Origin of the sequence: Streptomyces davaonensis JCM 4913, from assembly GCF_000349325.1 — a bacterium.
Lineage (GTDB): Bacteria > Actinomycetota > Actinomycetes > Streptomycetales > Streptomycetaceae > Streptomyces > Streptomyces davaonensis.
The window spans coordinates 7,028,789-7,055,299 of record NC_020504.1; the positions used below are offsets into that span (position 1 = coordinate 7,028,789).

The following is a 26,511-nucleotide window of genomic DNA, read 5'->3' on the forward strand; positions in this document are numbered from 1 at the left end:
GGATCCTGACCGCCCGGGGTGCGGGTGCCGGACGTAAGACCGTTCCGCAGGGGGGAACTCACGCATGAGGCGATCGGGCCGTCATGTCACCATGCTCACCGAAGGCACCTACCCGCATGTCCACGGGGGCGTCAGCACCTGGTGCGACCAGCTCGTCAAGGGCATGCCGGAGGTCGACTTCCACGTCTTCTCGCTCACCGGCACCGGCAGAGAACCGGTGACCTGGGACCTGCCACCCAACATCCGCCGGCACGTGACCGTGCCGACCTGGGGACCGCGGCCAGGACGCGCACGCGCTCCCCTCGGCCGGACCCGCCGCCGCTTCCTGGACTCCTACGAGCGCTTCCTGCTCTCCTTCCTCGCCCCCGACACCGGCGCAGACTTCGGGGAGGCCCTGTACGAGCTGGCCGAACTCGCCCGCGCCGGACGCCTGTCGGCCGCGCTGCGCAGCGAATCCGCGCTCAGGTCGCTGATGTGGATCTGGACGATGCCGCATCTGCCGACGGCCGCCGCCGGACCCACCGTGCACGACGCGCTCACCGCGACCGACCTGCTGGAACACGCGCTGCGCCCACTGGGCGTGCGGATCCCGGAGGACTCCGTGGCGCACGCGGTGAGCAGCGGCCTGGCGACCCTGCCGGCGCTCGCCGCCCGCAAGCTGGACGGCGTACCGTTCCTCCTCACCGAACACGGCATCTACCTGCGCGAGCGCTACCTCGGTTACCGCAGCGCCGAACAGCGTTGGCCGGTGAAGGCGTTCATGCTCGGCTTCTACCGTGAACTGAATTCACACGGATATCGCACGGCAGACCTGATCACACCGTGCAATCAGTACAACCGCCGCTGGGAGGAGCGGGGTGGCGCCGATGCCGACAAGATCCGCACGGTGTACAACGGCGTCGATCCCCATGCCTTCCCGCATGCCGGCCCCGAACCCGACGTCCCCACCCTCACCTGGTGCGGCCGGGTGGACCCCATCAAGGACCTGGAGACCCTGCTGCGGGCCTACGCCATGGTCCGAGCCGAACTCCCGGAGACCCGCCTGCGCTTGTTCGGCCCGGTCCCACCGGGCGGCGAGGCATACGGCACCCGCCTGGAGAAGCTCGCGGCCGAGCTGGGTGTGACGGACGGCCTGACCTTCGAGGGCCGTATCAGCGAGGTCCGGCGAGCGTACGCGGCGGGACACGTGGTGATGCTGTCGTCGATCTCCGAAGGCTTCCCCTTTTCCGTCATCGAGGCGATGTCCTGCGGCCGTACGACGGTCTCCACGGACGTCGGCGGAGTGCGCGAGGCGGTCGGCGACACCGGCCTTGTGGTCCCGCCCCGCGAGCCGGAGAAGATGGCCGCGGCCGCGCTGACTCTGCTGAAGGACGACGAACGGCGCCTGAAGCTGGGCGAGTTGTCCCGCCAGCGAGTGATCGACCGATTCACCCTGCGCCGCTCGGTGGACGCCTTCCGCACGATCTACCAGGAGCTGGCGGGCCTGCCCGAGGTGTACGAGCCGACCGTGGAGACCGTCGCCGACTGGACCGTCGAGCTGCGGGACCCCTGGTACGAGAAGGTCGCGACGGACGGAACCGACTGGTGAGCGGCGGCCTCTGGATGCCCGCGGGCGCCCGCACGGACACCCTGCCGACGATCCCCCGGCAGCGCACACCCGGTTGGGCAGAGCCGGATCCGCTCGACGAACTGGCCGCCCGCCTCGACGACTTCATCGCCGCAGCGGTCCACCCCGACGAGATCGCCGCGCTCCTGGAGTCCGACGGCCTCACCGACGACCGCATACGCGAACGCTACGGCGTCAAGAACTCCTTCGCGCTGGCCGAGGAGTTGTACGACCGCGTCCCCCGCCGCTACCCGGAGCCGAGGGACCCCGCCCCCGACCCATGGCGCACAAGCCTGCTCGCCTGCCTCGTCCGCGGCGTGGTCTTCGCCCTCCCCGGCTTCGGCTACGTCCTGGGCGCACCCCTGCTGGCAGGCCCCCAGGGCGACTTCGGCCTCCCCGCAGGCACCGTCCCGCTGCTCGCGGCCGCCCTGTTCGGCTGGACCTGGAACCAGGGCCTGTCCCATCGGGCGCACACCTGGCTGGGCCTGGGCGACAAGCCCGCCGCCCGCCGCACCCTGCTTCTGGGCGCCCCGGCAGGCGCACTCCTGGGCGCCCTGGTCGCCCTCGCCTGCGCCGGTACGGCCACCCTCGCGGCGGTCGCCTTCGCGGCGGGCCAGTCCTGCTATCTGGCCGCGGCCACGGCCCTGCTGGTGATGGCCCGCGAGCGCGCCCTGCTGGCCGCACTGGCGCCGATGACGGCGGGAGCGCTGCTCGCCCTCGTGCACCCGATCCCGGACGCGGCGAGAATCGCCCTGTTGACGGCCTCGCTGACGGTGGTGACGCTGCTCGGTCTGCGTGAGGTCGCGCCTCTGAAGGGGCGCGGGGCGGTATTTGATTTGCGGCTACCGCCGCGTGGGCGCGACAAGCCACGACGCACCCGCAGTCGATCAACCGCGGCGGGCCTCCCTCTCTCCGCCTCCCTCCCGTACGCCCTCTTCGGACTCGGCAGCGGCGTCCTGGTCGTCTACGCGGCCCTGGGCGACGTACTCGCGGGCGCGGAACCCTCCGCCGTGGCCGCCCCCTCCGCCGTCGCCCTCACCCTCAGCATGGGCCCGGCGGAATGGCTGCTGTACCGCTTCCGCAGCGGCAGCCTCGCGGGGCTGCGGTCCGCCGGCACACCGAGGGCGTTCCGCCGCACCACCGCCCGCGAGCTGGCCGTATGCCTGGCCGCCTACCTCACAGCCCTCCTCGCCCTGGCCACCGCCACCGCCGCCCTGTGGCCCCACGCCCCCACCGTCGACGGAGTCCGTCTCGCGGGCCTGCTCCTGCTGGGCGTCGTGATCTGGACCGGCCTGCTGCTCCAGTCCTTCGGCGCGGTCGCGGGCGCGGCCCTGATCTGCGTACTTGCCGCCCTCGCCCAGACCCTCGCCCTGCTCACCCGCAACGGCGGACCGCACACCGTCGGCGTCGCGGTGTACGGCGCCGCGGCCGTGGCCCAGTCCGCCCTGGTCTGCGTCCTCCTCGGAAGGGCGACCACCCACCGATGAGCACCCTCCTGGTCCCGTACTACGAACACCCCACCCTCCGCCCGACCGAATGGGCCGCGATCATCGCCGCCGCGCCCCGCCTCTACGGCGTCGTCCTCAACCCCGCCAGTGGCCCCGGCGACCGCCCCGACCCCGCCTTCGCCGAACTCGCCGCCCGGCTGCGAGCGGCGGACGTCCGCGTCCTCGGCTACACGGACACGGCATACGGCCACCGCCCGCACTCCGACGTGGTCCGCGACCTCACCCGCCACCGCGACTGGTACGGCACGGACGGCACCTTCTTCGACCAAGTGGCCACGGGCCAGGAAGAGTTCGCGCACTACCAGCGGCTGGCCGTGGCGGCCTGGGGCCTCGGCTGCGGCACCCTCGTCCTCAACCACGGCGCCCCGCCCCACCCCGCCTACGCGCGCATCGCCGACGTACTGATCACCTTCGAGGGAACCTGGACGACGTACCAGAACCTCCCCGCGCCCCCGGGCAGCTACGGCGCCGGAGTCCGCACCGGGCATCTCCTGTACGGCGTCCCGTCCGGCGCCGACGCGGCCGGAGCGGCGCGGGCGCGCGGGGCGGCGGTGCACTGTGCGGTGCCCGGAGTGGGAGATCATCCTTGGGGTACGTTGCCGCACGCCCTGGAGCCCACCCGGTGAGACGCCTTCCCGTCCTGGCCGCCCTGTTCACCCTGCTGCTGGCGGGCTGCACGACCTCCTCCGACAGCAAGTCGCCCGCCGAACGCTGGCAGCCGCGCCCCGGCACGGACTGGCAGTGGCAGCTCAGCGGCCGGCTCGACACGTCCGTGGACGTGCCGGTGTACGACATCGACGGCTTCGACCACGACGAGGAGACGGTCGACGGACTGCACGAGGACGGACGCCAGGTGATCTGCTATCTCTCCACCGGCGCCTGGGAGGAGTTCCGGCCCGACGCGAAGGAGTTCCCCGCGTCGGTACTGGGCCGGGGCAACGGCTGGGAGGGCGAGCGCTGGCTGGACATCCGCCGGGTCGACGTACTGGAGCCGCTGATGGCGGAGCGGCTCGACATGTGCCGGGACAAGGGCTTCGACGCGGTCGAGCCGGACAACATGGACGGCTACCGCAACCGCACGGGCTTCCCGCTCACGGCCCGTGACCAGCTTCGCTACAACCGGCTGATCGCGAAGCTGGCCCATGACCGGGGCCTGGCCGTGGGCCTGAAGAACGACCTGGACCAGATCCCGGAGCTGGTCGGGGACTTCGACTTCGCGGTGAACGAGCAGTGCGCGCAGTACAAGGAGTGCGGGGCGCTGACGCCGTTCATCGAGGCGGACAAGGCGGTGTTCCACGTGGAGTACGAACTGCCGACGAGCCGTTTCTGTCCGGAGTCCCGGCGGTTGGGGCTGAGTTCGATGCTGAAGAAGTACGAGCTGGGGGTGTGGCGGGAGGCGTGTTAGGCCGTCCCTGTTCAGAGGCCGAGCGTCAGAACCACCAGGGCCGTCGTGGCCGCGGTCTCCTCCACGCCGCCGAACACGTCCCCGGTGACTCCGCCGAAGCGGCGGACGCAGCGGCGCAGGAGGAGTTCGGCGAGGGTGAGGGAGGCTACGACGGCCAGTGCGGTGCGTACGACGTCATCGGCGCCGAAGAGGGAACCGGCGGCCCCCGCGGCCAGGGTGACGCCGACAGCCGTGAGCATGGCCCACCGTGTCGGCGCGACCCCGGCGACGGCCGCCCCGAGGCCCTCCGGGCGGGCCGGGGGTACCCCCGTACGGGCGGCGAGGGTGAGGGCGAGGCGGGCGGCGACGGCCGAGACGACGGCGGCGAGGGCGCCCCGGGCCCAGGAGTCGTCGTACAGCCGCGCGAGGGCGGCGACCTGGGCGAGCAGCACGAACAGGAGGGTGATCACGCCGAACGGCCCGATGTCCGACTGCTTCATGATCCGCAGGGCGTCCTCGGCGGGCTTACCGCTCCCGAGCCCGTCGGCGGTGTCGGCGAGGCCGTCGAGATGCAGCCCCCGGGTGAGCAGGGCGGGCACGGCCACCGAGGCAACGGCGGCGAGCAGCGGGCCGGTGCCCAGGAAGAGCGCGACCGCTCCGACGGCTGCGGCGACCCCACCGACGACAAGCCCGACCACGGGAACGCACAGCATGCCCCCGCGCGCGGCGTCCCGGTCCCATCGCTCGACTTTCACGGGGAGGACGGTGAGGGTGCCGAAGGCGAAGCGCAGGCCGTGGTCGAGCGGGGATATGAGCACCTCGGAAGGTTACGTCAGCCAGCCCAACACCAGCCGCGCGCTCGCACCACCGCGGGCACACTCAGGACATGGGGCACTGGCTGCAACGCAACATCGTCGAACCGGGCAAACTGCCCCTCCTGCTCGCCCTCACGGCCTTCGTCGTGACCTTCCTCGTCACCCGGCTCGTCACCCGCCTGATCCGCGCGGGCAAAGGCCCGTTCGGCAACGTCAGCGCGGGCGGTGTGCACATCCACCACGTGGTCCCCGGCGTCATCCTCACCGTCCTCGGCGGCTTCGGCGCAGTGGCGAGCAGCCGCCACGGCTTCGGGGCCGCAGCCTTCGCCGTGGTCTTCGGCATCGGCGCGGGTCTGGTCCTCGACGAGTTCGCCCTGATCCTGCACCTGGCCGACGTCTACTGGACGGAGGAGGGCCGCAAGAGCGTGGAGGCCGTCATCCTGACGGCAGCCCTGGTCGGCCTCCTGCTCTCCGGCTTCTCGCCGTTCGGCGTCAACGACCTGGGCGAGGACGAGCTCCAGGACCGCGGCACGGTCATCTGGACGGTGGCGACGAGCTTCCTCTTCTCCCTCATCGCCCTGCTCAAGGGCAAGGTCCGCCTGGCGGTCTTCGGTGTGATCGTCCCCGTACTGGCCCTGGTCGGCGCAATCCGCCTGGCCCGCCCCGACACCCCCTGGGCCCGCCGCTTCTACGTCCGCCGCCCCCGGGCCCGCGCCAGGGCGATCCTGCGCGCCTACCACCACGACCGCCGCTGGACGGGCCCCGCCCGCAAACTCCAGGACTGGATCGGCGGCACACCGGACCCGGAACGGGCCCTGGACCACCGCTGACCCACCTTGACGGAGACTTACTCCGGCTGTGAGACCACGGCGTCGTCCGCTTCCTCTTCCTTCTCCTCCGCCCGCTCCGGCAGCTCCGCGGAAAGCGCCGCCGCAGCCTGCACCACCGGCAACGCCAGCAGCGCGCCCGCCCCCTCGCCGACCCGCACGCCCTGTGTGAGCACCGGCTCCAGCGCCATCCGGTCCAGCGCCTTCGCCTGTCCCGGCTCCCCGCTGTCGTGCGCCGCCAGCCACCAGTCCGGCGCCCGGAACGCGACCCGCTGCCCGACCAGCGCACAGGCCGCCACCACGACCCCGTCCAGGATCACCGGCATCTTCCGCACCGCACTCTGCAAGAGGAACCCGGTGATCGCCGCGAGATCCGCCCCGCCCACCGTCGCCAGCAACTGAAGCTGGTCCCCGAGCACCGGCCGGGCCCGCCGCAGGGCGTCCCGGATCGCCGCGCACTTGCGCATCCACGCGAGGTCGTCGATGGCCAGACCACCTCGCCCGGTCACCACCGACGCGTCGGTGCCGCACAGGGCGGCCACCAGTACACCCGCCGCCGTCGTACCGCCCACGCTCACATCGCCGAGCACGACCAGATCCGTACCGGAATCGGCCTCCTCGTCGGCAAGGGCGACCCCGGCCCGGAAGGCCGCCTCGGCCTCCTCCAGGGTCAGCGCGTCCTCGATGTCGATCCGCCCACTGCCACGCCGCACCCGGTGCCGTACGACGTCCTCCGGCAGCGTCTCGGGGTCGCAGTCCAGCGCCATGTCCACGACCCGCACCGGCACCCCGAGCCGCCGCGCCAGCACGGACACCGGCCGGCCGCCCTCCAGGACGTCCCGCACCAACTGCCCCGCACTGCCCGCGGGCCGCGCCGAGACCCCCAGCTCCGCGATCCCGTGGTCACCGGCGAACAGCACCACCCGCGGCCGTTCCACCGGCCGCACCGGCACGGCGCCCTGCGCCGCGGCCAGCCACTCACCCAGGTCGTCGAGGCGGCCCAACGATCCGGGCGGCACGATCTGACGCTCCCGGCGCGCCTCCGCGTCGCGGCGCACCCCGCCGTCGGGGCGCTCGATCAGATCGGTGAAGTCGTCGAGATTAAGCGAGCTCATTCGCCGAACAGTACCGGCACCGGTCGAACGGAACGCCGCCACATCGCCACCACACGCAGGCCACGTCATTGCACCCAAGATCGCGATCCCATACGTTCCGCTTTGCAGTGGAATGTCGTACGCCTTCAGGGGAGCCGCCCATGCCGCCCGCACGCCGTGACGACTGCCCCTGGTGCGGCTCGGAGCACCTGCGCACCCGCCTCGCCACCGACGGCTTCACGCTCGACGAGTGCCACGACTGCGCCCACTCCTTCCAGAACCCCGCCACCGAGGGCCCGTACGAGCGCCGGCCGGGCCGCCGACGTCTGCTGGCCACCGCCCGGGTGATGCTGCCCTTCCCGGAGCCGGAGAGCTGGCTGGACGTCGGCACCGGCGACGGGGCGTTCCCGGCCGCGGCGAAGGAGGTCTTCCCGTACACGTCCTTCGACGGTGTGGACCCCACGGGCAGGGTGGAGCGGGCGCGGGCGGCGGACCGCGTGGAGGAGGCCTACGCGGGCGACCTGACCAACCCCCACCTCATGGCACATCTGCGCGCCCGCTACGACGTGGTCAGCGTCCTGCACCACCTGCCGCACACGCCGAACCCCCGCGAGCACCTGCGAGCGGCCCTGACGGCACTGCGTCCGGGCGGCCACCTCCTGCTCGAACTCCCCGACCCCGAGGGCACGTTCGCGCAGCTCTTCGGCCGTTGGTGGCACCCCCGCACCCGGCCCCGCCACCTCGTGCCGCTGGACAACATCCGCGCCGAACTGGACACCCAGTCCTGCACGATCGTCACGACGACCCGCCCCCGCCTCGCCCCGACGTACCGGATCATCGCCCGCAGACAGGCGGCCTAGCCCTCACCCCCGCAACGTCACCGCCTGCCCCGCCACCACCAACAACACGTGCTCGCACTCACTCGCGAACGCCGCGTTCAACCGCCCCAGTTCATCCCGATACCGCCGCCCGGACGCGGTCGCCGGGACAATCCCCGACCCCACCTCGTTGGACACCGCCACCACGGTCCGCCGGGCGGCACGCACCGCGGACGTCAGCTGCCGCACCCGTTCCCGCAAGGCGCGCTCCCCGCCGTCCGCCCACACCGCGTCGTCCCACGCCCCGACGGAGTCCATCGCGTCCGTCAGCCACAGCGACAGACAGTCGATCAGCAACGGCGCCCCGTCCTCCGCCAGCAACGGCACCAGATCGCACGTCTCCGTCGTACGCCAGGACCCAGGCCGCCGCTCCCGGTGCAACGCCACCCGGGCCGCCCACTCGGCGTCCCCGCCGCGCAGCCCGCCGGTCGCGACGTACAGCACGTCCGGGAACGCCTCAAGACGCCGCTCCGCCTCCACCGACTTCCCGGACCGCGCGCCGCCCAGCACCAGCGTCCGCCGCGGCACATCCGGCACCTCCTCGTACGCGCCCACCACGAGCGTCGTCCCGTCCGGCACCGCCCGCGCCCCCAGGGACGCCAGCCGCCGCCGCAACTCCGCCCCCGGCGGCACGTCATGGTCCAGGTGCACGGCGATGACATCCGTCGTCGGCCGAATCGCCCCCACCGCCCGCAACCGGGCCAGCGCGTCCGGGCGTCCCATCACATCGGCGACGACCATGTCGTACGTACCGACGTCGCCGTCCTCGACCCCGGCCGGCGCGCTCCCGGGCGGCAGATACAGCAGCCGCTGCCCGTCCGGCCCGGTCACCGCGTACCCCGTGCCGCCCGCGTCCATCGCCAGCGCCCGCACCCGATGCCCCGTCAGCAGCGCCAACTCCCGCCCGTCCGGCACCCGGCCGGGCGCGGGCAGCCCGGCCGGCACCTCGACCGCCGGTCCGTCGTGCGGATGCGAGAGCAGCACCTGCCGTACGCCGCCCAGGGACTTGCCCGCCCGCGCCGCCGCGAACGCCGCACCGGGCGTCAGGTCCAGCAGCAGCGCCCCGTCGACGAGCAGCGCGGTCGCCGCCCGTACATCGGCCCCGAGAGCGGTCGCGCAGGCCGCGCAGGGACAGTCGGGGCGGGGGAGGCCCGCCGGGGCACCGGTGCCGAGCAATGTCAGTTCCACACCATGATTTTCACCGGTCACCGGCCGACGAGCGAGCCCCGATAGTCTGACCTGCATCAGTGCTCACCCAGGGAGGCCTGCATGGCGACATGGACGTGGCGGTTCGAGAAGTCCGACGGGACGGAGACCGCCCCCGCGGTGGAGCCCGAGGAGTTCACGACACAGGGAGACGCCGAGTCCTGGATCGGAGAGGTCTGGAAGGACCTGATGGCCGGAGGCGTGGACCAGGTCCGGCTGTTCGAGGACACCACGGAGATCTACGGGCCGATGAGCCTGCACGCCGACGAGTAGGCCGGGAGCGGAGAAAGGGGCGGCCGTACGTGAAGGCCGCCCCTTTCTCATTGCTCGCCCAGCGTCACGTCCACCGTCTTCTCGCCGCCGCCGCGGGTGTACGTCACCGTCGTCCGGTCGCCCGGCTCCGCCGCCCCGCCCTCGCAGAGCATGGAGACGTTTCACGTCGTGATGTGGTTCCACGCCCCCGCTGGATGCCCGAACGGGGCTCAGCCCCGGACCCCGCACAGATGCAGCAGCGCCGCGACGCCCCGGTACGGATCCGTCCGGCCCGCCCGCTCCTCGGCCGCCAGCAGCGTCGCCACGTCGGCGGGGATCGGGGCGTCGTCCGGCGCGGTGTCCGTGAAGACCCGCACGCCGTACCAGGCGTGCAACGGGGCGCCGATACCGGCCAGCGTCGCCGTCAGGGTGGCCAGCCGGTCCGCCCGTACGTCCAGGCCGAGGCGGTTGCGGTAGGCGGTGGTGTCGAAGGAGGCCAGCGCCCCGGTCCAGTCGCCGGACAGACCCGGGCGCATCGCCAGCGCGTCGGCGTTGCGGACCAGCAGCGAGAGCAGCCCGCCCGGGGCCAGCATCCGGGCCATGCCCGCCAGCAGCGGATCGGGCTCCTCGACGTACATCAGCACGCCATGGCAGAGCACCACGTCGAAGCTGCCCGGCAGGAAGTGCACCCCGGTGTCCCGGCCGTCGCCCTCGATGATCCGCATCCGCTCGCGGATGCCGTCCGGCTCGCAGTCCAGCGACCGCCGCGCCGCGGCGATCATCGTCGTGTCCTGCTCCAGGCCGGTCACCTGATGACCGGCCCGCGCGAGCCGCAGCGCCTGGGTGCCCTGCCCCATACCGACGTCGAGGATCCTCAGCCGCTGCCCCACCGGGTAACGCCCGGCTATCTGCTCATCGAGCTGCCGGGCCACCAGCTCCTGTCGTACGACATCCCGCAGTCCGCCCAGCTTGCTCAGCCAGGCATCCGCAGCGCCCCCGGAGAACGGCGTCGTGCTCAGGGCCGCTCTCCGCGCTTGACCTGCGGCTTCGGCAGCCGGAGTCGGCGCATCTGGAGGGAGCGCATCAGGGCGTAGGCGACCGCGCCACGCTTGGTCTCGTCCGGGAAGCGCTCGTTCAGCTGCTTCTTGAGGCGGAAGCCGTTGACGATCGAGTCGAGCACGATCAGCACGATCACGACCAGCCACAGCAGCAGCGCGATGCTCTGGAGGGAGCCCACCCGGACCATGCTCAGCACGAGGATGAGGACGGCCATCGGGAGGAAGAACTCCGCGACGTTGAAGCGCGAGTCGACGAAGTCACGGGCGTACCGGCGCACCGGGCCCTTGTCACGAGCGGGCAGATACCGCTCGTCGCCGCTCGCCAGCGCCTCACGCTGCTTCGACAGCGCCTGTCGGCGCTCCTCACGGGAACGCTTGGCCGCCTCCTTGCGCGTGGTCGGCGTATTGGCGACGCTGCGGCGCTGGGACTGGGCCTCACTGCGCTTGGGCGTGGGCCGGCCCTTCGGGGCCTGCGGGTCGCGGGTCTGCTTGGAGTCGGTCAGCGGCGCCTTGTCGGCGGCCGATGCCTTCTCTTCCTTGGCACGGCTACGGAACACAAAACCCAAGGGTACGGGGTACCCGCGCATGGACCCCAGTCCGGTGGGGAACGAATCGGCAACACCAGTCGTCATGTAGGGGACAGAGGGGACGTTGCCAGCGTTTCCGGGAACCCCGGGGAACACCTACTCCCTACGCCGGAGCCCGAGCGTCAGCAGTCGTCCTTGGGGATGAGCGCATCCGTCCCCGAACAGTGCGGTAATGGATGCAGGGCCCGTACTGTGGGTTCTGTCGCAGGAGCTGGAGCTGGAGTCCGTCAGAAGGGGGCGCGCGAAGCCCATGAGCGGTGTCATGAAGCGTATGGGGATGATCTTCCGCGCGAAGGCGAACAAGGCCCTTGACCGGGCCGAGGACCCGCGCGAGACCCTCGATTACTCGTACCAGAAGCAGCTGGAGCTGCTCCAGAAGGTGCGCCGCGGCGTCGCGGACGTCGCGACCAGCCGCAAGCGCCTGGAGCTCCAGCTCAACCAGCTTCAGTCGCAGTCGTCCAAGCTGGAGGACCAGGGCCGCAAGGCGCTCGCGCTGGGCCGGGAGGACCTGGCCCGCGAGGCGCTGTCCCGGCGGGCCGCGCTCCAGCAGCAGGTGACCGACCTGGAGACCCAGCACGCCACCCTCCAGGGCGAGGAGGAGAAGCTCACCCTCGCGGCCCAGCGGCTCCAGGCCAAGGTCGACGCCTTCCGTACGAAGAAGGAGACCATCAAGGCCACCTACACCGCGGCCCAGGCGCAGACCCGGATCGGCGAGGCGTTCTCCGGCATCTCCGAGGAGATGGGCGACGTCGGCATGGCGATCCAGCGCGCCGAGGACAAGACCGCGCAGCTCCAGGCGCGCGCCGGCGCCATCGATGAGCTGCTCGCCTCCGGCGCCCTCGACGACCAGTCCGGCATGCACAAGGACGACATCCAGGCCGAGCTGGACCGGCTCTCCGGTGGTACGGATGTAGAGCTGGAACTCCAGCGCATGAAGGCCGAGCTGGCGGGCGGTACGTCGTCGCAGCAGCAGGCCATCGAGGGCGGCAACGGCGGACAGCAGTCCCAGCAGCAGCCCCAGGACACCCCGAGGTTCGACAAGCAGTAGGTCCCACGCCTAGGAGGGCGACATGATCGTACGGATCATGGGGGAGGGGCAGGTGAGGCTGGCCGACAGCCACCTCACCGAGCTGAACAAGCTGGACGACGAGCTGCTGGCCGAGATGGAGAACGGCGACGGCCCGGGCTTCCGCCGCACCTTCCAGGCCCTCCTGACAAAGGTCCGCGACCTGGGCGACCCGTTGCCGGACGACGCCCTGGAACCCTCGGACCTGATCCTCCCGTCCCCGGACGCGACCTTGGAGGAAGTCCGGGAGATGCTGAGCGACGACGGCTTGATTCCGGGCTGAGGATGTTTCCGGTGCGGGGAACTGCGCGACCAGCCCCCACCGGCCCGCAGATTCATCACGGTGCTCCCGCCGGAGGCAACCCCGGCTACCGTAAACAGCCGTGAAAACCCTCGACCGAGTCCGCGCCCACCTCAAGGCGCACCCCCTCGCCCTGGACGCAGCCCTCGCCGCCGCCGTCCTGCTCTGCATGGTGGCCGGCTCGTTCGTGGACCCGCACGGCAAGGACGGCGTCACCTGGGGCGTCCGCACCCCCGACACCCCGAGCCTCGTCCTGCTCACCCTCGGCGCCACCGCCCTGGTCTTCCGCCGTATCGCCCCCAGAACCGTGCTCGCCGTCACCGGCACCTTCACCGTCATCGAGAACATCACCGGCGACCCCCGAGCCCCCGTGGCCATGGCCGCCGTCGTCGCCCTCTACACCGTCGCCTCCGCCACCGACCGCCCCACCACCTGGCGCATCGGCCTGCTCACCATGACCGTGCTGACCGGCTCCGCCATGTTCGTCGGCCCCCTCCCCTGGTACGCCCAGGAGAACCTCGCGATCTTCGCCTGGACCGGCATGGCCGCCACGGCCGGCGACGCCATCCGCAGCCGTCGCGCCTTCGTCGACGCCATCCAAGAGCGCGCCGAGCGAGCCGAGCGCACCCGCGAGGAGGAGGCCCGCCGCCGCGTCGCCGAGGAACGCCTGCGCATCGCCCGCGATCTGCACGACGTCGTCGCCCACCACATCGCCCTGGTCAATGTGCAGGCCGGAGTCGCCGCCCACGTCATGGACAAGCGGCCCGACCAGGCCAAGGAGGCTCTGGCCCACGTACGCGAGGCCAGCCGCTCCGCGCTCAACGAGCTGCGCGCCACCGTCGGCCTGCTCCGCCAGTCCGGCGACCCCGAGGCGCCCACCGAACCCGCCCCGGGCCTGGAGCGTCTGGACGAACTCGTCGGCACCTTCCGCAGCGCCGGACTCCGGGTCGAGGTCGCCCGCGCCGACCAGGGCACCACCCTCCCCGCCGCCGTCGACCTCGCCGCCTACCGGGTCATCCAGGAAGCCCTCACCAACGTCCAGAAGCACGCGGGCGGCGAGGCGAAGGCCGAGGTCAGCGTCGTCCGGGTGGGACCCCATGTGGAGATCACGGTCCTCGACGACGGCACCCACGACCAGCAGGCCCCGGCTTCCGGCGGCGGCCACGGACTGCTCGGCATGCGCGAACGCGTCACCGCTCTGCGCGGCACCCTGACCACGGGTCCCCGCTACGGCGGTGGTTTCCGGGTCCATGCGATCCTGCCGGTCAAGACCCGTACCGCCGCCACGGGGGAGACCGTATGACCATCCGTGTCCTGCTCGCCGACGACCAGGCCCTGCTGCGCAGCGCCTTCCGCGTCCTGGTGGACTCCGAGCCCGACATGGAGGTCGTCGGCGAGGCGTCCGACGGCGCCGAGGCGGTGGCCCTGGCCAAGGAGCAGCGCGCGGACGTCGTCCTGATGGACATCCGGATGCCCGGCACCGACGGCCTCGCCGCCACCCGGCTGATCAGCGCGGACCCCTCCCTCGCCCACGTCCGCGTGGTCATACTGACCACCTTCGAGGTCGACGACTACGTCGTGCAGTCGCTGCGCGCCGGAGCCTCCGGCTTCCTCGGCAAGGGCTCCGAGCCCGACGAACTGCTGAACGCCATCCGGGTCGCCGCCGGTGGCGAGGCGCTGCTCTCCCCGGCCGCCACCAAGGGCCTGATCGCCCGCTTCCTCGCCCAGGGCGGCGCCGGTGACGAGGACCGCGACCCGGCCCGCGCCGAACGGCTCGACGCGCTGACCGTCCGGGAGCGCGAGGTGCTGGTGCAGGTCGCGGGCGGCCACTCCAACGACGAGATCGCCGAGCGCCTCGAAGTCAGCCCCCTGACGGTGAAGACCCACGTCAACCGGGCCATGGCCAAACTCGGCGCCCGGGACCGGGCCCAGCTCGTGGTGATCGCGTACGAGTCGGGACTGGTCCGTCCGAGGGTGGACTGAGCGCGGGCCGCGTGTACTGCGCTCGGAGTATGCGCCGGATAAGGAACGGGACCTCGGACCTACGAATCAGGGGTTCCGGATGGCACAGGGTGTAGGAGCCGCTCGGCTCAACAGAAGAGAGACCCTGATCCCATGTCCTGGCTGTCCAGATTCAGCCTCGCGCAACGAGCCCTGATCGGGCTGATGTCGATCATCGCGCTCGCCTTCGGAGCGATCGCGATACCCCAGCTCAAGCAGCAACTCCTGCCGTCCATAGAACTGCCCATGGTGTCGGTGCTCGCGCCGTACCAGGGCGCGTCCCCCGACGTCGTGGAGAAGCAGGTCGTCGAGCCCATCGAGGACAGCCTCGAAGGCGTCGACGGCATCACCGCGGTCACCTCCACCGCCAGCGAGGGCAACGCCCTGATCATGGCGTCCTTCGAGTACGGCAACGACACCCAGCAGCTCGTCGCCGATGTCCAGCAGGCCGTCAACCGGGCCCGCGTCCAGCTCCCCGACGAGGTCGACCCGCAGGTCGTCGCCGGTTCCACGGACGACATGCCGACCGTGGTGCTCGCCGTCACCGCCGACAAGGACCAGCAGGCCCTGGCCGACCAGCTCGACACCACGGTCGTACCGGAGCTGAAGGACATCGACGGCGTCGGCCAGGTCACCGTCGACGGTGTGCGCGACCTCCAGGTCACCGTCACCCCGGACGACAAGAAGCTGGCCGCGGCCGGGCTGACCACGCAGTCCCTCACCCAGGCCCTCCAGGCGGGCGGCGCGACCGTGCCGGCCGGCTCCTTCGACGAGGACGGAGCCAACCGGACCGTCCAGGTCGGCGGCGGCTTCACCACCCTGGAGCAGATCGAGAACCTGCGCATCAAGGGCGACGGCAAGCCGGTCCGCCTCGCCGACGTCGCCGCGGTCGAGCAGGAGGAGGCCCCGGCCGACTCGCTGACCCGCACCAACGGCGAGCCGAGCCTTGCGGTCATGGTCACCATGGACCGCGACGGCAGCGCGGTCGCCATCTCCGACGCGGTGAACGACAAGCTTCCGCAGCTGCGTGCCGACCTCGGCGCCGGTGCCGAGGTGACCGTCGTCAGCGACCAGGGCCCGGCGGTGGCGAAGGCCATCGACGGCCTGACCACCGAGGGCGCGCTGGGTCTGCTCTTCGCGGTCCTGATCATCCTGGTCTTCCTGGCGTCGGTCCGCTCCACGCTGGTGACGGCGGTGTCCATCCCGCTGTCGGTCGTCCTCGCGCTGATCGTGCTGTGGACCCGGGACCTCTCCCTGAACATGCTCACCCTGGGCGCCCTGACCATCGCCATCGGCCGGGTCGTGGACGACTCGATCGTGGTGCTGGAGAACATCAAGCGCCATCTCGGCTACGGCGAGGAGCGCGAGCAGGCCATCCTCAAGGCGGTCCGCGAGGTGGCGGGCGCGGTGACGTCCTCGACGCTCACCACGGTCGCCGTCTTCCTGCCGATCGGCCTGGTCGGTGGCATGGTCGGCGAGCTGTTCGGCTCGTTCAGCCTGACCGTGACCGCGGCACTGCTGGCGTCCCTGCTGGTCTCGCTGACGGTCGTGCCGGTGCTGTCGTACTGGTTCCTGCGCGCCCCGAAGGGCACCCCCGAGGACGCCGAGGAAGCCCGCCGCCGGGCGGAGGAGAAGGAGGCGAAGAGCCGCCTCCAGCGCCTGTACGTCCCTGTCCTGCGGTTCGCCACCCGGCGCCGGCTGACCAGCGTGGCCCTCGCGATCGTCGTCCTGGTCGGCACCTTCGGCATGGCGCCGCTGCTGAAGACGAACTTCTTCGACCAGGGCGAGCAGGAAGTCCTCACCGTCAAGCAGGAGTTGAAGCCCGGCACGAGCCTGGCGGCGACGGACGCGCAGGCGAAGAAGGTCGAGGAGCTGCTCGGGCAGACCGAGGGCGTGAAGGACTACCAGGTCACCATCGGCTCGTCCGGCTTCATGGCGGCCTTCGGCGGTGGCACGGACACCAACCAGGCGTCCTATTCGGTGATGCTGGAGGACTCCGCGTCCTCCGACGACGTCATCGACCGCATCGAGGACGGTCTGGCGAAGCTCGACGGCATCGGTACGACCACCATCGCGGCCGGTGACGGCTTCGGCAGCCAGGACCTGAGCGTGGTCGTGAAGGCCGCCGACGGTGACGTCCTGCGCGAGGCCGCCGAGGAGGTCCGTGAGGCGGTGGCCGGTCTGGACGACGTCACCGACGTCACCAGCGACCTCTCCCAGAGCGTGCCGCGTATCTCGGTCAAGGCCAACGACAAGGCGGCCGCCGCCGGTTTCGACGACGCCACCCTCGGCGCGGTCGTCGCCCAGGCGGTCCGCGGCACCACCGCGGCCCAGGCCACCCTGGACGATGCCGAACGCGACATCGTGATCCGCTCGGCGAAGCCCGCCGAGACCCTCGCCCAGCTCAAGTCGCTGCGCCTGGGCCCGGTGAAGCTGTCCGACGTCGCCACGGTCGAGATGGTCGACGGACCGGTGTCGATGACCCGGATCGACGGTCAGCGGGCCGCGACCATCACGGCGAAGCCGACCGGTGAGAACACCGGCGCGGTGAGCGCGGACCTCCAGTCGAAGATCAACGGCCTGGACCTCCCGGCCGGTGCCACCGCCTCCATCGGCGGGGTCTCCGAGGACCAGGACGAGGCGTTCGCCAACCTGGGCCTGGCGATGCTCGCGGCCATCGCGATCGTCTTCATGCTGCTGGTCGCGACGTTCCGCTCGCTGGTCCAGCCGCTGATCCTGCTGGTCTCGATCCCGTTCGCGGCGACGGGCGCGATCGGCCTGCTGATCGTCACCGGCACCCCGATGGGCGTTCCCGCGATGATCGGCATGCTGATGCTGATCGGCATCGTGGTGACCAACGCGATCGTGCTGATCGACCTGATCAACCAGTACCGCAAGCAGGGCCACGGCGTCGTCGAGGCCGTGATCGAGGGCGGCCGCCACCGGCTGCGCCCCATCCTCATGACAGCCCTGGCGACGATCTTCGCCCTGCTCCCGATGGCGCTCGGCGTCACCGGCGAGGGCGGCTTCATCGCCCAGCCGCTGGCGGTGGTGGTGATCGGCGGTCTGATCACGTCGACGCTGCTCACCCTGCTCCTCGTCCCGACGCTCTACGCGATGCTGGAGCTCCGCAAGGAGCGCCGGGCGAAGAAGCGCGAGGCGAAGCGGCTGAAGAAGGCGGGCGTCACCGCCCCGCCGAAGGAGAGGTCGGACGAGCCGGAACCGGCGGGCGTCTGACAGCACCACCATACGGCCGGGTCCCGTACACGCAGGTACGGGGCCCGGCCGTATCCTTTGTTCCCAACTGGCATACGGGGGAGAGGGATCGGGGAGTGCCGCTGCACAAGGACGATCCGAAGTCGGTCGGCGGGTACCGGCTGGTCGACCGGCTGGGCGCCGGCGGTATGGGCGTCGTCTACCAGGGCAGAGCGCGCTCCGGCCGCGATGTAGCGGTCAAGGTGGTACACGCCCAGTACGCCGCGGACCCCGTCTTCCGGGCCCGGTTCCGGCAGGAGATCGAGGCCGTCCGCAAGGTGAGCGGCGCCTTCACCGCACCGGTCGTGGACGCCGACCCGGAGGCGGCCCGGCCCTGGATGGCCACGCAGTACGTACCCGGCCGCTCGCTCGCCTCCCGCATCCGTGAGTCGGGCCCGCTGCGCGAGGACGAACTGCGCCGGCTCGCCCTCGGCCTGGTGGAGGCGCTGCGCGACATCCACCGGGCGGGGGTCGTCCACCGGGACCTCAAGCCCGCCAACGTCCTGCTGGCCGACGACGGCCCCCGCGTCATCGACTTCGGCATCTCCCGGGCCACGGAGAACGTCACCCTCACCGAGACCGGCCAGATGATCGGCACCCCGCCGTTCATGTCCCCGGAGCAATTGACCGACGCCCGCTCGGTGGGCCCCGCCTCCGACGTCTTCTCGCTCGGCGCGCTGCTGGTGTACACCCTCACCGGCCGCGGCCCCTTCGACGCGGACAGCCCCTACCTCACGGCGTACCGGGTGGTCCATGACGAACCGGTCCTGGACGGCGTACGACAGCCGCTGCGCACGATCCTGGAGAGCTGTCTGGCCAAGGAGGCGGCGGAGCGGCCCGGACTGGAGGACGTGGCCCGCGAGTTGGCGCGGGTGCTCCCCGAGGCGGACACGGACGGCGCCCCGCAGACGGTGACCCTCCGCGGAGACTTCACCGCCCCTGCCGACACCCGGGGCCCGGACCCGACGGGGTCCACCTCGCCCGGCCGCCGACGCAGACTGCGCCCCCTGTGGGCGGCGACCGCCACGATCGGCGCACTGACCCTCGGACTGACGGGGTATCTGCTGAGCGGCCCGGACCGGGCGGACAGTGAGGGCGGCGCGACCCACGCCCAGGCCGCCACCTCCCGCTGGACCGAGGAACCGCCGAACGGCTGGCAGCCCTGGCAGACGACGGTGTACGCCACGGCCGAGCGGGGCGTGACCAAGGGGCGCGACCTGGTGGCGGAGGGGGTGGACAGCGGCCCGGAGTGCGAGATGCACGAGGGCTCCGTCTATTGCGCGGGCGACGGGGTGCTGCCCGTGCGTCTCGACGGGCTCACCGGACGGACCGACTGGCGCGCCGATGTGGAACGGCCCGCCACGGGCAAGGCGTCGTACGTCTACGAGCTGCTCGGCGTCGTGGACGGCACGATGCTGGTCCAGTGGGAGCGGGACAGCACGGCCTCGGTCACCGCCTTCGACACGGAGACCGGGAAGCGGCTCTGGCAGCGCGCGGTGAACAAGGGCTGGAGCACCCCGCACCTCTCCGGTGACCTCGTGATCCTCCCGGACGAGAGCGGCACTTCGCTGACCGCCCGCTCGCCGCGCACCGGCACCGAGCGCTGGACGGCGCCGCTCCCGAAGGAGCAGTACTGCTATCCGGTGAGCACCGTCGAGGACTTCTACCTGGAGTGCGCGCAGGACATCACGCGCACCGGCACCATGCTGCTCCTGGGACTCGACCGGACCGACGGCTCCGCGCGGCGTCTGACGGTCCCCGATCGCGCAGCTCTCGTCGGGATGCACGACGGCCACCTGCTCTACCTCGACCCGGCCGAGGACGAGGAGGGGAACATCGTCGCGGGCGACGAGGGCCCGTTCACCCGGATCCGGCTGGTGCACCCGGAGACCGGCGCGGGGTCGACGACGAAGCTGGCCAAGAACTTCGAGGGCAAGGTGACGCTGGCCGACGGCACGCTGTGGTTCACCGGCTCCTCCGGCCAGGTGACCGCCGTGTCGGCCCGGACCGGCAAGCAGCTGTGGCAGACGTCGACGAGCCTGGAACAGCCGAGCGCCGTCACCCGCGACCCGCGCACCGGCGTGGTCTACCTGTCCAGCGCCAGCGGCCGGGTCGCCGCGCTGGACACCAAGAAGGGCACGCTGCTCTGGGAGACCCTGCCGCGCGCCAAGTGGGTGGCGGGCCAGTCCTCGTCGCTGCCCGAGGTGCTGCTCCACCAGGGCGCCCTGGTCGTCCCGACCCCGGCCGGCGACATCTTCACCCTCGACCCGGCCCACCCCGACCGGAAACCCGTGTCGGGGTGAGTACGACCCATGTACGACCTACGGCAGCGCCAGCATCCGCTCCAGCGCCAGCTTCGCGAACGCCTCGGTCTCCTTGTCGACCTCGATGCGGTTGACGAGCTTGCCCTCGGCCAGGGACTCCAGGGCCCAGACCAGGTGGGGGAGGTCGATGCGGTTCATGGTGGAGCAGAAGCAGACCGTCTTGTCGAGGAAGACGATCTCCTTGCCCTCCGGCGCGAACCGGTTCGCCAGCCGGCGGACCAGATTCAGCTCGGTGCCGATGGCCCACTTGGAACCGGCCGGGGCCGCCTCCAGCGCCTTGATGATGTACTCGGTCGAGCCGACGTAGTCCGCCGCGGCCACGACCTCGTGCTTGCACTCGGGGTGGACGAGGACGTTGACGCCCGGGATGCGCTCGCGCACGTCGTTGACCGAGTCCAGCGAGAACCGGCCGTGCACCGAGCAGTGGCCGCGCCACAGGATCATCTTGGCGGCGCGCAGCTCGTCCGCGGTCAGGCCGCCGTTCGGCTTGTGCGGGTTGTAGACGACGCAGTCGTCGAGGGACATGCCCATGTCCCGCACCGCGGTGTTGCGGCCGAGGTGCTGGTCGGGCAGGAACAGGACCTTCTCGCCCTGCTCGAAGGCCCAGTCCAGGGCCCGCTTGGCGTTGGACGAGGTACAGATCGTGCCGCCGTGCTTGCCCGTGAACGCCTTGATGTCGGCGGACGAGTTCATGTAGGACACCGGCACGACCTGCTCGGCTATCCCGGCCTCGGTCAGCACGTCCCAGCACTCGGCGACCTGCTCGGCGGTGGCCATGTCGGCCATCGAGCACCCGGCGGCGAGGTCGGGAAGGACCACCTTCTGCTCGTCGCCGGTCAGGATGTCCGCGGATTCCGCCATGAAGTGCACACCGCAGAAGACGATGTACTCGGCCTCGGGGCGCGCGGCCGCGTCCCGGGCGAGCTTGAAGGAGTCGCCGGTGACGTCCGCGAACTGGATGACCTCGTCGCGCTGGTAGTGGTGGCCGAGCACGAAGACCTTGTCGCCGAGCTTCTCCTTGGCCGCGCGGGCGCGCTCGACCAGGTCCGGGTCGGACGGCGAGGGCAGGTCGCCGGGGCACTCCACACCGCGCTCGCTCTTGGGGTCGGCCTCACGGCCGAGGAGCAGCAGGGCGAGGGGCGTCGGCTGTACGTCGAGCTCCTGGGTCTGGGCGGTGGTCACGACACGCACCCTTTCTGTTCTGCGGCTCGCCGGCCGGCGTTCACCGGTCGGCGGGGTCACCATCTGGCTTTTCGTCGAAATGACGCTATCTATCATAACTGCTTCACGTCACTTTGACGATGGGCGATAGCGTCCATGTGACGTGAATCCCTCCGGGCGGCTCTTCATTCCCGAAAGGGCCGTTTTCCGCTCCCCGGCGCGTGTGCGAGCATGAAGAAGGAACCGCACGAACCGGTTGGACAAACGCCCGGTCCGGAATGAATCCGCGGCCTCGCCGGTTGGAACCGTCGGCAAGCAGTCTCCGTACAACCCGGGAGAGATGTAGATGTCCGTATCGGACGAGACCAAGCCCGTCACCGACGGCATCGTCCTGACCGACGCCGCCGCGTCCAAGGTCAGGGCCCTGCTCGACCAGGAAGGCCGTGACGACCTCGCCCTGCGCGTCGCCGTCCAGCCCGGCGGCTGCTCCGGCCTGCGCTACCAGCTCTTCTTCGACGAGCGCTCCCTCGACGGCGACGTGGAGAAGGACTTCGACGGTGTGAAGGTCGTCACCGACCGTATGAGCGCCCCGTACCTGGGCGGCGCCACCATCGACTTCGTCGACACCATCGAGAAGCAGGGCTTCACGATCGACAACCCGAACGCCACCGGCTCCTGCGCCTGCGGCGACTCCTTCAGCTGAGCCCCTCGGGTTCTGTTTGTACGACGAAGGCGGCGGCCCCCTCCGACGGGGTCGCCGCCTTCGTGTCTCCCGGGATGCCTACCGGGCCCCGGAGGTCTCAGGCAGCCGGGCGCCCTCCTTCTCCAGCGGGATGCCCTTGCCGTCCGAGCCCACGACCTTGCGGTCACCGAGCGGCTCGTCCAGCGGGACCGTGCGGTGGTAGAACTTGGCGATCATGATGCAGACCTTGTCGGGCCAGGGTGTCTCGGTCACCGTGACCCGCACCTCGTCGTCGCTCTCGCTCACCGTCACGTCGTAGTCGGAGCAGACACCGCCGGTGAAGGCCACGGTCAGCTCCTTGCCCTCGACGGTGTAGCCGTCGACGGTCACGTCCCGGGTGTCGGTCCCCGCGTCCGGACCGGTCGGCCGCGGGCTCGGCCGCTCGGTCGGGGTGTCGGACGGTGTCGGGGAGGCCAGGAACTTCGGGTCGATCGCGGGATGCGTCACCGTGAAGCTGTCCTGCGCGCCCGGCGCCCGCACCTGGAACAGCCACGACGGCACCAGCGCCTGCTTGGCGTCCACGTAGTGCGCGGCCAGCCCGAACACGGCCTTCTCGACCTCGATGGTCTCCTTCTTGCTCGGCTTCCCGGGCTCCCCGCAGGAGTCCTGCTCCTCCAGCGGCACCGGGCTGGCGCAGCCGCCGATCCCCGCCTGCGGGTCGTCCGCCGGCGCCGTGTTCATCAGCGCGAGCGTCTTCTCCGCGCTCAGCACGGGATACGTGTCGCTCTTCACCGGCGCCTTCAACTGGCCGCTGCCGCCGACCACTTCACCCTGCGCGCTCACCGTCACGCCGGTCGTCCAGCCGTAGGTGGGCAGCCCGCCGACCACCGGCTCGGCGTTCACCACCCGCTGGGCGTCCATGACCTGGCTCGCGTCGAGCTTGGCGTCGTCCTGGCCCACCGCCTTCAGCACCGGCGCCGCGGCCTTCTTCGCCACCGCCTCGCTCACCGGGTCGACGGCGTCACCGCCGGGCTTGTCGGCGCAGACGGTCGTGCTCTGGCAGCTGTCGGTGCCCAGGGCGTAACGCTGGAAGGTCCAGGTCCCCGGCGCCTGCTGGTTCACCTGAAGCGACGGCCCCGTCCCGTCCTTGCCGCCGATCCGCCAGGCCTGCCCCTGAAGCACCGGCTTCCCGCTGACCCCGAGCGCCTTGGCGAGCCGTGCCACCTCGTCCTCGGTGACCTGACCCCGGGCCCGGTACACGGCGGCCGAGCCGGGCCCGTCCGGCAGCGCGCCGTCAGCCTGGAAGGTGGCGCCGTACGGATTCGGCTCCCCGGGCGCGATACCGGCGCCGGAACCCTCGGAGTACCCGTCGAGCGCGAGCGGCGGGGGAGTGTCGGCCCCGGGCATCCCGGAGGACGTACCCCCGTCGGACCCGTCCGAGCCGTCGGACGCGGTGGCGGCGAGATAGGCCCCGCCACCGCCGACGAGCAGAACGGCGGCGGCGACGGAGGCGATGATCACAGGGGAACGGCGCCGCCCGGGACCGGAGCCCGCGCCGGGCTCCGTCGTCTCGTCGGCCCCGACGACGTCGGGCCGGTCCGCGTCGGGCTCGGCCGCGTCGTCGTTGTCGGGTCGCTCGGTGTTCACCGCATCGCTCCTTGGGTCGTATCCCGCATCCCCTTTCCAGGGGACGTCGATGGGACGCGGCACACGAGCCGGCGGTTCCCCGAGCGAGCCGAATCAGTCGCCGTAGTCCGACATGGCGTCCAGCAGCCGAGCGGACTTGCTCGGCACCTCCACTCCATGGATGAGCGAGGGGGAGACCGGCCCGGAGGCGGTCCGGTCGGGAACGTGCCAGTGGCCGGCCATCCGGGCGCAGTCGCCGCGCAGCGTCGCCAGATCGCCGTCCACGTCCGCGGGGACGGCAACCGGAGCCTTGAGTTTCGTCATAGCGGAACCGTAAGCACGACATGGCCTGCCAAGAAAGATCTACTATCAGGTAGTTTTGGCCGCTTCTGAGCGGTACCCCGGACCCGGTAGCGTTAACTGTCAATCCGCCTCCGCATCCGCAGGAGAATCCCAGCCGTGCGCATCGCAGTCACCGGCTCCATCGCCACCGACCACCTCATGACCTTCCCCGGCCGCTTCGCCGACCAGTTCGTCGCGGACCAGCTGCACACGGTCTCGCTCTCGTTCCTGGTCGACAACCTGGACGTCCGCCGGGGCGGCGTCGGCGCGAACATCGCCTTCGGCATGGGACAGCTCGGCACCCGGCCGATCCTGGCCGGCGCCGCGGGCTTCGACTTCGACGAGTACCGCGCCTGGCTCGACCGCCACGGCGTCGACACCGACTCGGTGCGGATCTCCGAGACCCTGCACACCGCGCGCTTCGTGTGCACCACCGACTCCGACCACAACCAGATCGGCTCCTTCTACACCGGCGCGATGAGCGAGGCCCGCCTCATCGAACTGAAGACCGTCGCGGACCGTGTCGGCGGCCTCGACCTGGTCCTCATCGGCGCCGACGACCCCGAGGCGATGCTCCGCCACACCGAGGAGTGCCGCTCGCGCGGTATCCCCTTCGCCGCGGACTTCTCCCAGCAGATCGCCCGGATGAACGGCGACGAGATCCGGATACTGCTGGACGGGGCGACATACCTCTTCTCCAACGAGTACGAGAAGGGCCTCATCGAGACCAAGACCGGCTGGTCGGACGCGGAGATCCTGGCCAAGGTCGGCCACCGCGTCACGACCCTCGGCTCGCGGGGTGTCCGCATCGAGCGGCAGGGCGAGGACCCCATCGAGGTCGGCTGCGCCGAGGAGGAGCGCAAGGCCGACCCGACGGGTGTCGGCGACGCGTTCCGCGCCGGATTCCTGTCCGGTCTTGCGTGGGGGGTTTCGCTGGAGCGGGCGGCGCAGGTGGGCTGCATGCTGGCGACGCTCGTCATCGAGACGGTGGGTACGCAGGAGTACCAGCTGCGTCGGGGGCACTTCATGGAGCGGTTCACGAAGGCGTACGGGGATGAGGCTGCGGGTGAGGTCCAGGGGTATCTGAGCTGACCTAGCTCACCCGGCGGACCAGGTACGCGGTACCTCGGTCCGCCGGTTCCTCCCCTACGTACTCCTGCCCCCGCATCTCGCACCACGCGGGGATGTCCAGGCGGGCCGCCTCGTCGTCGGAGAGGACCCGGACGGTCCCGCCGATCGGCACATCGCCGATGACCTTCGCCAGCTCAATGACCGGAATCGGGCACCGCTTGCCCAGGGCGTCGACGACCAAGGCGTCCTCCTGTACGACGACTCTCGCTGCCGGAGCGCCCAGCTTCTCCCGTACCGACGCCACCGCGCCCGGCAGCACGTCCAGGAACCGCGTCACGTCCTCCTCGGGCGTCCCGAGCGGCAGCGACACTCGGACATTCCCCTCACTCAGCACCCCCATGGCCTTCAGTACGTGGCTCGGTGTCAGGGTGCTGCTCGTGCAGGACGATCCGGACGAGACGGAGAAACCGGCACGGTCCAGCTCGTGGAGCAGAGCCTCCCCGTCGACATAGAGACAAGAGAAGGTGACGATCCCGGGCACCCGGCGCTCCGGATCCCCCACCACCTCCACATCCGGCACCAGTTCCGGCACCCGCGCCCGGATCCGCTCCGTCAGCTCCCGCAGCCGCGCCGCCTCCTGGGCCGCCTCCGCCCGCACCGCCCGCAGCGAGGCGGCCGCCGCCACGATCGCCGGGAGGTTCTCGAACCCCGGCGCCCGCCCGGACTCGCGCTCGTCCACGGGCCCTTGAGCAGCGAACCGCACCCCTTTGCGTACGGCGAGCAGCCCCACCCCGGACGGCCCACCCCACTTGTGCGCACTGGCCGTCAGCAGCGACCAGTCCCCGCCGACCGGCCCCCACCCCAACGACTGCGCAGCATCCACCAACAGCGGCACCCCGGCCGCCCGGCACACCCCGGCCACTTCACCCACCGGCTGCTCGGTCCCCACCTCATGATTGGCCGACTGAAGACAGGCCAGCGCGGTATCGGGGAGCAGGGCTTCCGCGTAGGCGGCGGGATCCACGGTTCCCGACCGGTCGACACTCACCCGGGTGACCGAGCCGCCCTCCCGTTCATGGATTTCGGCCGAATGGAGCACGGAAGAATGTTCAACGGCTGACACGATGAGGTGACGCCCCGCCCGCCGCCGCCCGGCCAACGCCCCCGCGATCCCGGCATGCACGGCCTGGGTACCCGAGGCGGTGAAGCTCAGCTCATCAGGACGGCACCCCACGGCTTCAGCAGCGGCCTCCCGAGCCGCATCCAGCAGCATCCGAGCCCGTCGCCCCTCCCGATACAACCGCGCAGGATCAGCCCACCCTTCATCAAGGGAGGCCAACAGCGCCTGACGAGCGACGGGATGGAGCGGAGCACCGGAAGCAGCGTCGAAATAGACCACACGGCAACGCTAACTCCCCAGGGGCGCGGGGAACTGCGCGACCAGCCACAACAGACCCGCAGCCGCCA

At 71.3% G+C, this 26,511-nt stretch carries 25 protein-coding genes; 15 read left to right on the forward strand and 10 right to left on the reverse strand.

Going from position 1 to position 26,511, the window contains the following annotated elements; genetic code table 11:
• Positions 1–64 precede the first annotated feature (64 nt).
• From pelF to BN159_RS30995, 4 genes are read left to right on the forward strand one after another with little or no spacing between them, the layout of a single operon-like run.
• Positions 65–1,588 carry a GT4 family glycosyltransferase PelF gene (gene pelF, locus BN159_RS30980; protein ID WP_015660969.1) on the forward strand — a complete coding sequence of 508 codons (1,524 nt, stop codon included), beginning with the start codon at positions 65–67 and terminating at the stop codon, positions 1,586–1,588.
• Positions 1,585–3,093, forward strand: a complete 1,509-nt coding sequence (locus BN159_RS30985) for a hypothetical protein (protein ID WP_015660970.1) — start codon at positions 1,585–1,587, stop codon at positions 3,091–3,093. Before pelF ends, BN159_RS30985 begins: the two co-directional genes overlap by 4 nt.
• The gene (locus BN159_RS30990; protein ID WP_015660971.1) at positions 3,090–3,740 is read left to right on the forward strand and encodes a spherulation-specific family 4 protein; all 651 of its coding nucleotides are present in this window, start codon (positions 3,090–3,092) and stop codon (positions 3,738–3,740) included. Before BN159_RS30985 ends, BN159_RS30990 begins: the two co-directional genes overlap by 4 nt.
• Complete coding sequence (locus BN159_RS30995; RefSeq protein WP_015660972.1) at positions 3,737–4,519, forward strand: endo alpha-1,4 polygalactosaminidase; 783 nt, start codon at positions 3,737–3,739, stop codon at positions 4,517–4,519. Before BN159_RS30990 ends, BN159_RS30995 begins: the two co-directional genes overlap by 4 nt.
• Positions 4,520–4,530: 11 nt before the next feature.
• Here the strand turns inward: BN159_RS30995 and cobS are convergent, their stop codons facing one another.
• A complete protein-coding gene (gene cobS, locus BN159_RS31000; RefSeq protein ID WP_015660973.1) occupies positions 4,531–5,316 on the reverse strand; it encodes an adenosylcobinamide-GDP ribazoletransferase in 786 nt (261 codons plus the stop codon).
• Positions 5,317–5,384: 68 nt separating this feature from the next.
• Between cobS and BN159_RS31005 the strand changes: the two genes are divergently transcribed.
• The gene (locus BN159_RS31005; protein WP_015660974.1) at positions 5,385–6,143 is read left to right on the forward strand and encodes a hypothetical protein; all 759 of its coding nucleotides are present in this window, start codon (positions 5,385–5,387) and stop codon (positions 6,141–6,143) included.
• 17 nt (positions 6,144–6,160) lie between these two features.
• Here BN159_RS31005 and cobT read toward each other — a convergent pair whose 3' ends face one another.
• The gene (gene cobT, locus BN159_RS31010; protein ID WP_015660975.1) at positions 6,161–7,255 is read right to left on the reverse strand and encodes a nicotinate-nucleotide--dimethylbenzimidazole phosphoribosyltransferase; all 1,095 of its coding nucleotides are present in this window, start codon (positions 7,253–7,255) and stop codon (positions 6,161–6,163) included.
• 140 nt (positions 7,256–7,395) lie between these two features.
• Here cobT and BN159_RS31015 point away from each other — a divergent pair, with 140 nt between their 5' ends.
• Positions 7,396–8,094 (forward strand): class I SAM-dependent methyltransferase, encoded by a 699-nt coding sequence (locus BN159_RS31015; protein ID WP_015660976.1) that lies wholly within the window; start codon positions 7,396–7,398, stop codon positions 8,092–8,094.
• 3 nt (positions 8,095–8,097) lie between these two features.
• On the opposite strand, the gene BN159_RS31020 is transcribed toward BN159_RS31015, so the two are convergent.
• Positions 8,098–9,300: a bifunctional adenosylcobinamide kinase/adenosylcobinamide-phosphate guanylyltransferase gene (locus BN159_RS31020; RefSeq protein ID WP_041820060.1), complete on the reverse strand. Its 1,203-nt coding sequence runs from the start codon at positions 9,298–9,300 to the stop codon at positions 8,098–8,100.
• Between the two features lie 81 nt (positions 9,301–9,381).
• On the opposite strand from BN159_RS31020, the gene BN159_RS31025 reads away from it, so the two are divergent.
• Positions 9,382–9,591 (forward strand): hypothetical protein, encoded by a 210-nt coding sequence (locus BN159_RS31025; RefSeq protein ID WP_015660978.1) that lies wholly within the window; start codon positions 9,382–9,384, stop codon positions 9,589–9,591.
• 47 nt (positions 9,592–9,638) lie between these two features.
• On the opposite strand, the gene BN159_RS46080 is transcribed toward BN159_RS31025, so the two are convergent.
• The 3 genes from BN159_RS46080 to BN159_RS31035 all read right to left on the reverse strand — a co-directional run bounded on the left by BN159_RS46080 (position 9,639) and on the right by BN159_RS31035 (position 11,260).
• Positions 9,639–9,743, reverse strand: coding sequence for a S1C family serine protease (locus BN159_RS46080; protein ID WP_015660979.1), 105 nt, complete (start codon positions 9,741–9,743; stop codon positions 9,639–9,641).
• Positions 9,744–9,800: 57 nt separating this feature from the next.
• The gene (locus BN159_RS31030; RefSeq protein ID WP_015660980.1) at positions 9,801–10,502 is read right to left on the reverse strand and encodes a class I SAM-dependent methyltransferase; all 702 of its coding nucleotides are present in this window, start codon (positions 10,500–10,502) and stop codon (positions 9,801–9,803) included.
• Positions 10,503–10,585: 83 nt separating this feature from the next.
• A complete protein-coding gene (locus BN159_RS31035) occupies positions 10,586–11,260 on the reverse strand; it encodes a DUF3043 domain-containing protein (RefSeq protein ID WP_078598903.1) in 675 nt (224 codons plus the stop codon).
• Positions 11,261–11,477: 217 nt separating this feature from the next.
• Between BN159_RS31035 and BN159_RS31040 the strand changes: the two genes are divergently transcribed.
• The 6 genes from BN159_RS31040 to BN159_RS31065 all read left to right on the forward strand — a co-directional run bounded on the left by BN159_RS31040 (position 11,478) and on the right by BN159_RS31065 (position 20,141).
• Positions 11,478–12,263: a PspA/IM30 family protein gene (locus tag BN159_RS31040; RefSeq protein WP_269450998.1), complete on the forward strand. Its 786-nt coding sequence runs from the start codon at positions 11,478–11,480 to the stop codon at positions 12,261–12,263.
• A 22-nt stretch (positions 12,264–12,285) separates the two neighbouring features.
• Complete coding sequence (gene pspAA, locus BN159_RS31045) at positions 12,286–12,564, forward strand: PspA-associated protein PspAA (protein ID WP_015660983.1); 279 nt, start codon at positions 12,286–12,288, stop codon at positions 12,562–12,564.
• 100 nt (positions 12,565–12,664) lie between these two features.
• The gene (locus BN159_RS31050; protein WP_015660984.1) at positions 12,665–13,885 is read left to right on the forward strand and encodes a sensor histidine kinase; all 1,221 of its coding nucleotides are present in this window, start codon (positions 12,665–12,667) and stop codon (positions 13,883–13,885) included.
• Positions 13,882–14,565, forward strand: a complete 684-nt coding sequence (locus BN159_RS31055) for a response regulator (RefSeq protein WP_015660985.1) — start codon at positions 13,882–13,884, stop codon at positions 14,563–14,565. Before BN159_RS31050 ends, BN159_RS31055 begins: the two co-directional genes overlap by 4 nt.
• Before the next feature lie 132 nt (positions 14,566–14,697).
• Complete coding sequence (locus BN159_RS31060; protein WP_015660986.1) at positions 14,698–17,820, forward strand: efflux RND transporter permease subunit; 3,123 nt, start codon at positions 14,698–14,700, stop codon at positions 17,818–17,820.
• Positions 17,821–17,915: 95 nt separating this feature from the next.
• Entirely contained in the window at positions 17,916–20,141 is a 2,226-nt protein-coding gene (locus BN159_RS31065) for a protein kinase domain-containing protein (protein WP_015660987.1), read from the forward strand.
• An 18-nt stretch (positions 20,142–20,159) separates the two neighbouring features.
• On the opposite strand, the gene nadA is transcribed toward BN159_RS31065, so the two are convergent.
• Positions 20,160–21,344, reverse strand: coding sequence for a quinolinate synthase NadA (gene nadA, locus BN159_RS31070; protein WP_015660988.1), 1,185 nt, complete (start codon positions 21,342–21,344; stop codon positions 20,160–20,162).
• A gap of 325 nt (positions 21,345–21,669) precedes the next feature.
• On the opposite strand from nadA, the gene BN159_RS31075 reads away from it, so the two are divergent.
• Positions 21,670–22,026, forward strand: coding sequence for a HesB/IscA family protein (locus BN159_RS31075; RefSeq protein ID WP_015660989.1), 357 nt, complete (start codon positions 21,670–21,672; stop codon positions 22,024–22,026).
• 78 nt (positions 22,027–22,104) lie between these two features.
• Here the strand turns inward: BN159_RS31075 and BN159_RS31080 are convergent, their stop codons facing one another.
• Both BN159_RS31080 and BN159_RS31085 read right to left on the reverse strand, forming a co-directional pair.
• On the reverse strand, positions 22,105–23,652 hold the full coding sequence (locus BN159_RS31080) for a flagellar basal body-associated FliL family protein (protein WP_015660990.1): 1,548 nt from the start codon (positions 23,650–23,652) through the stop codon (positions 22,105–22,107).
• 93 nt (positions 23,653–23,745) lie between these two features.
• On the reverse strand, positions 23,746–23,955 hold the full coding sequence (locus tag BN159_RS31085) for a hypothetical protein (RefSeq protein WP_015660991.1): 210 nt from the start codon (positions 23,953–23,955) through the stop codon (positions 23,746–23,748).
• A gap of 135 nt (positions 23,956–24,090) precedes the next feature.
• On the opposite strand from BN159_RS31085, the gene BN159_RS31090 reads away from it, so the two are divergent.
• Positions 24,091–25,065: a carbohydrate kinase family protein gene (locus BN159_RS31090; RefSeq protein ID WP_015660992.1), complete on the forward strand. Its 975-nt coding sequence runs from the start codon at positions 24,091–24,093 to the stop codon at positions 25,063–25,065.
• Position 25,066: 1 nt separating this feature from the next.
• Here BN159_RS31090 and BN159_RS31095 read toward each other — a convergent pair whose 3' ends face one another.
• On the reverse strand, positions 25,067–26,443 hold the full coding sequence (locus tag BN159_RS31095) for a cysteine desulfurase/sulfurtransferase TusA family protein (protein WP_078598904.1): 1,377 nt from the start codon (positions 26,441–26,443) through the stop codon (positions 25,067–25,069).
• Between the last annotated feature and the right edge of the window lie 68 nt (positions 26,444–26,511).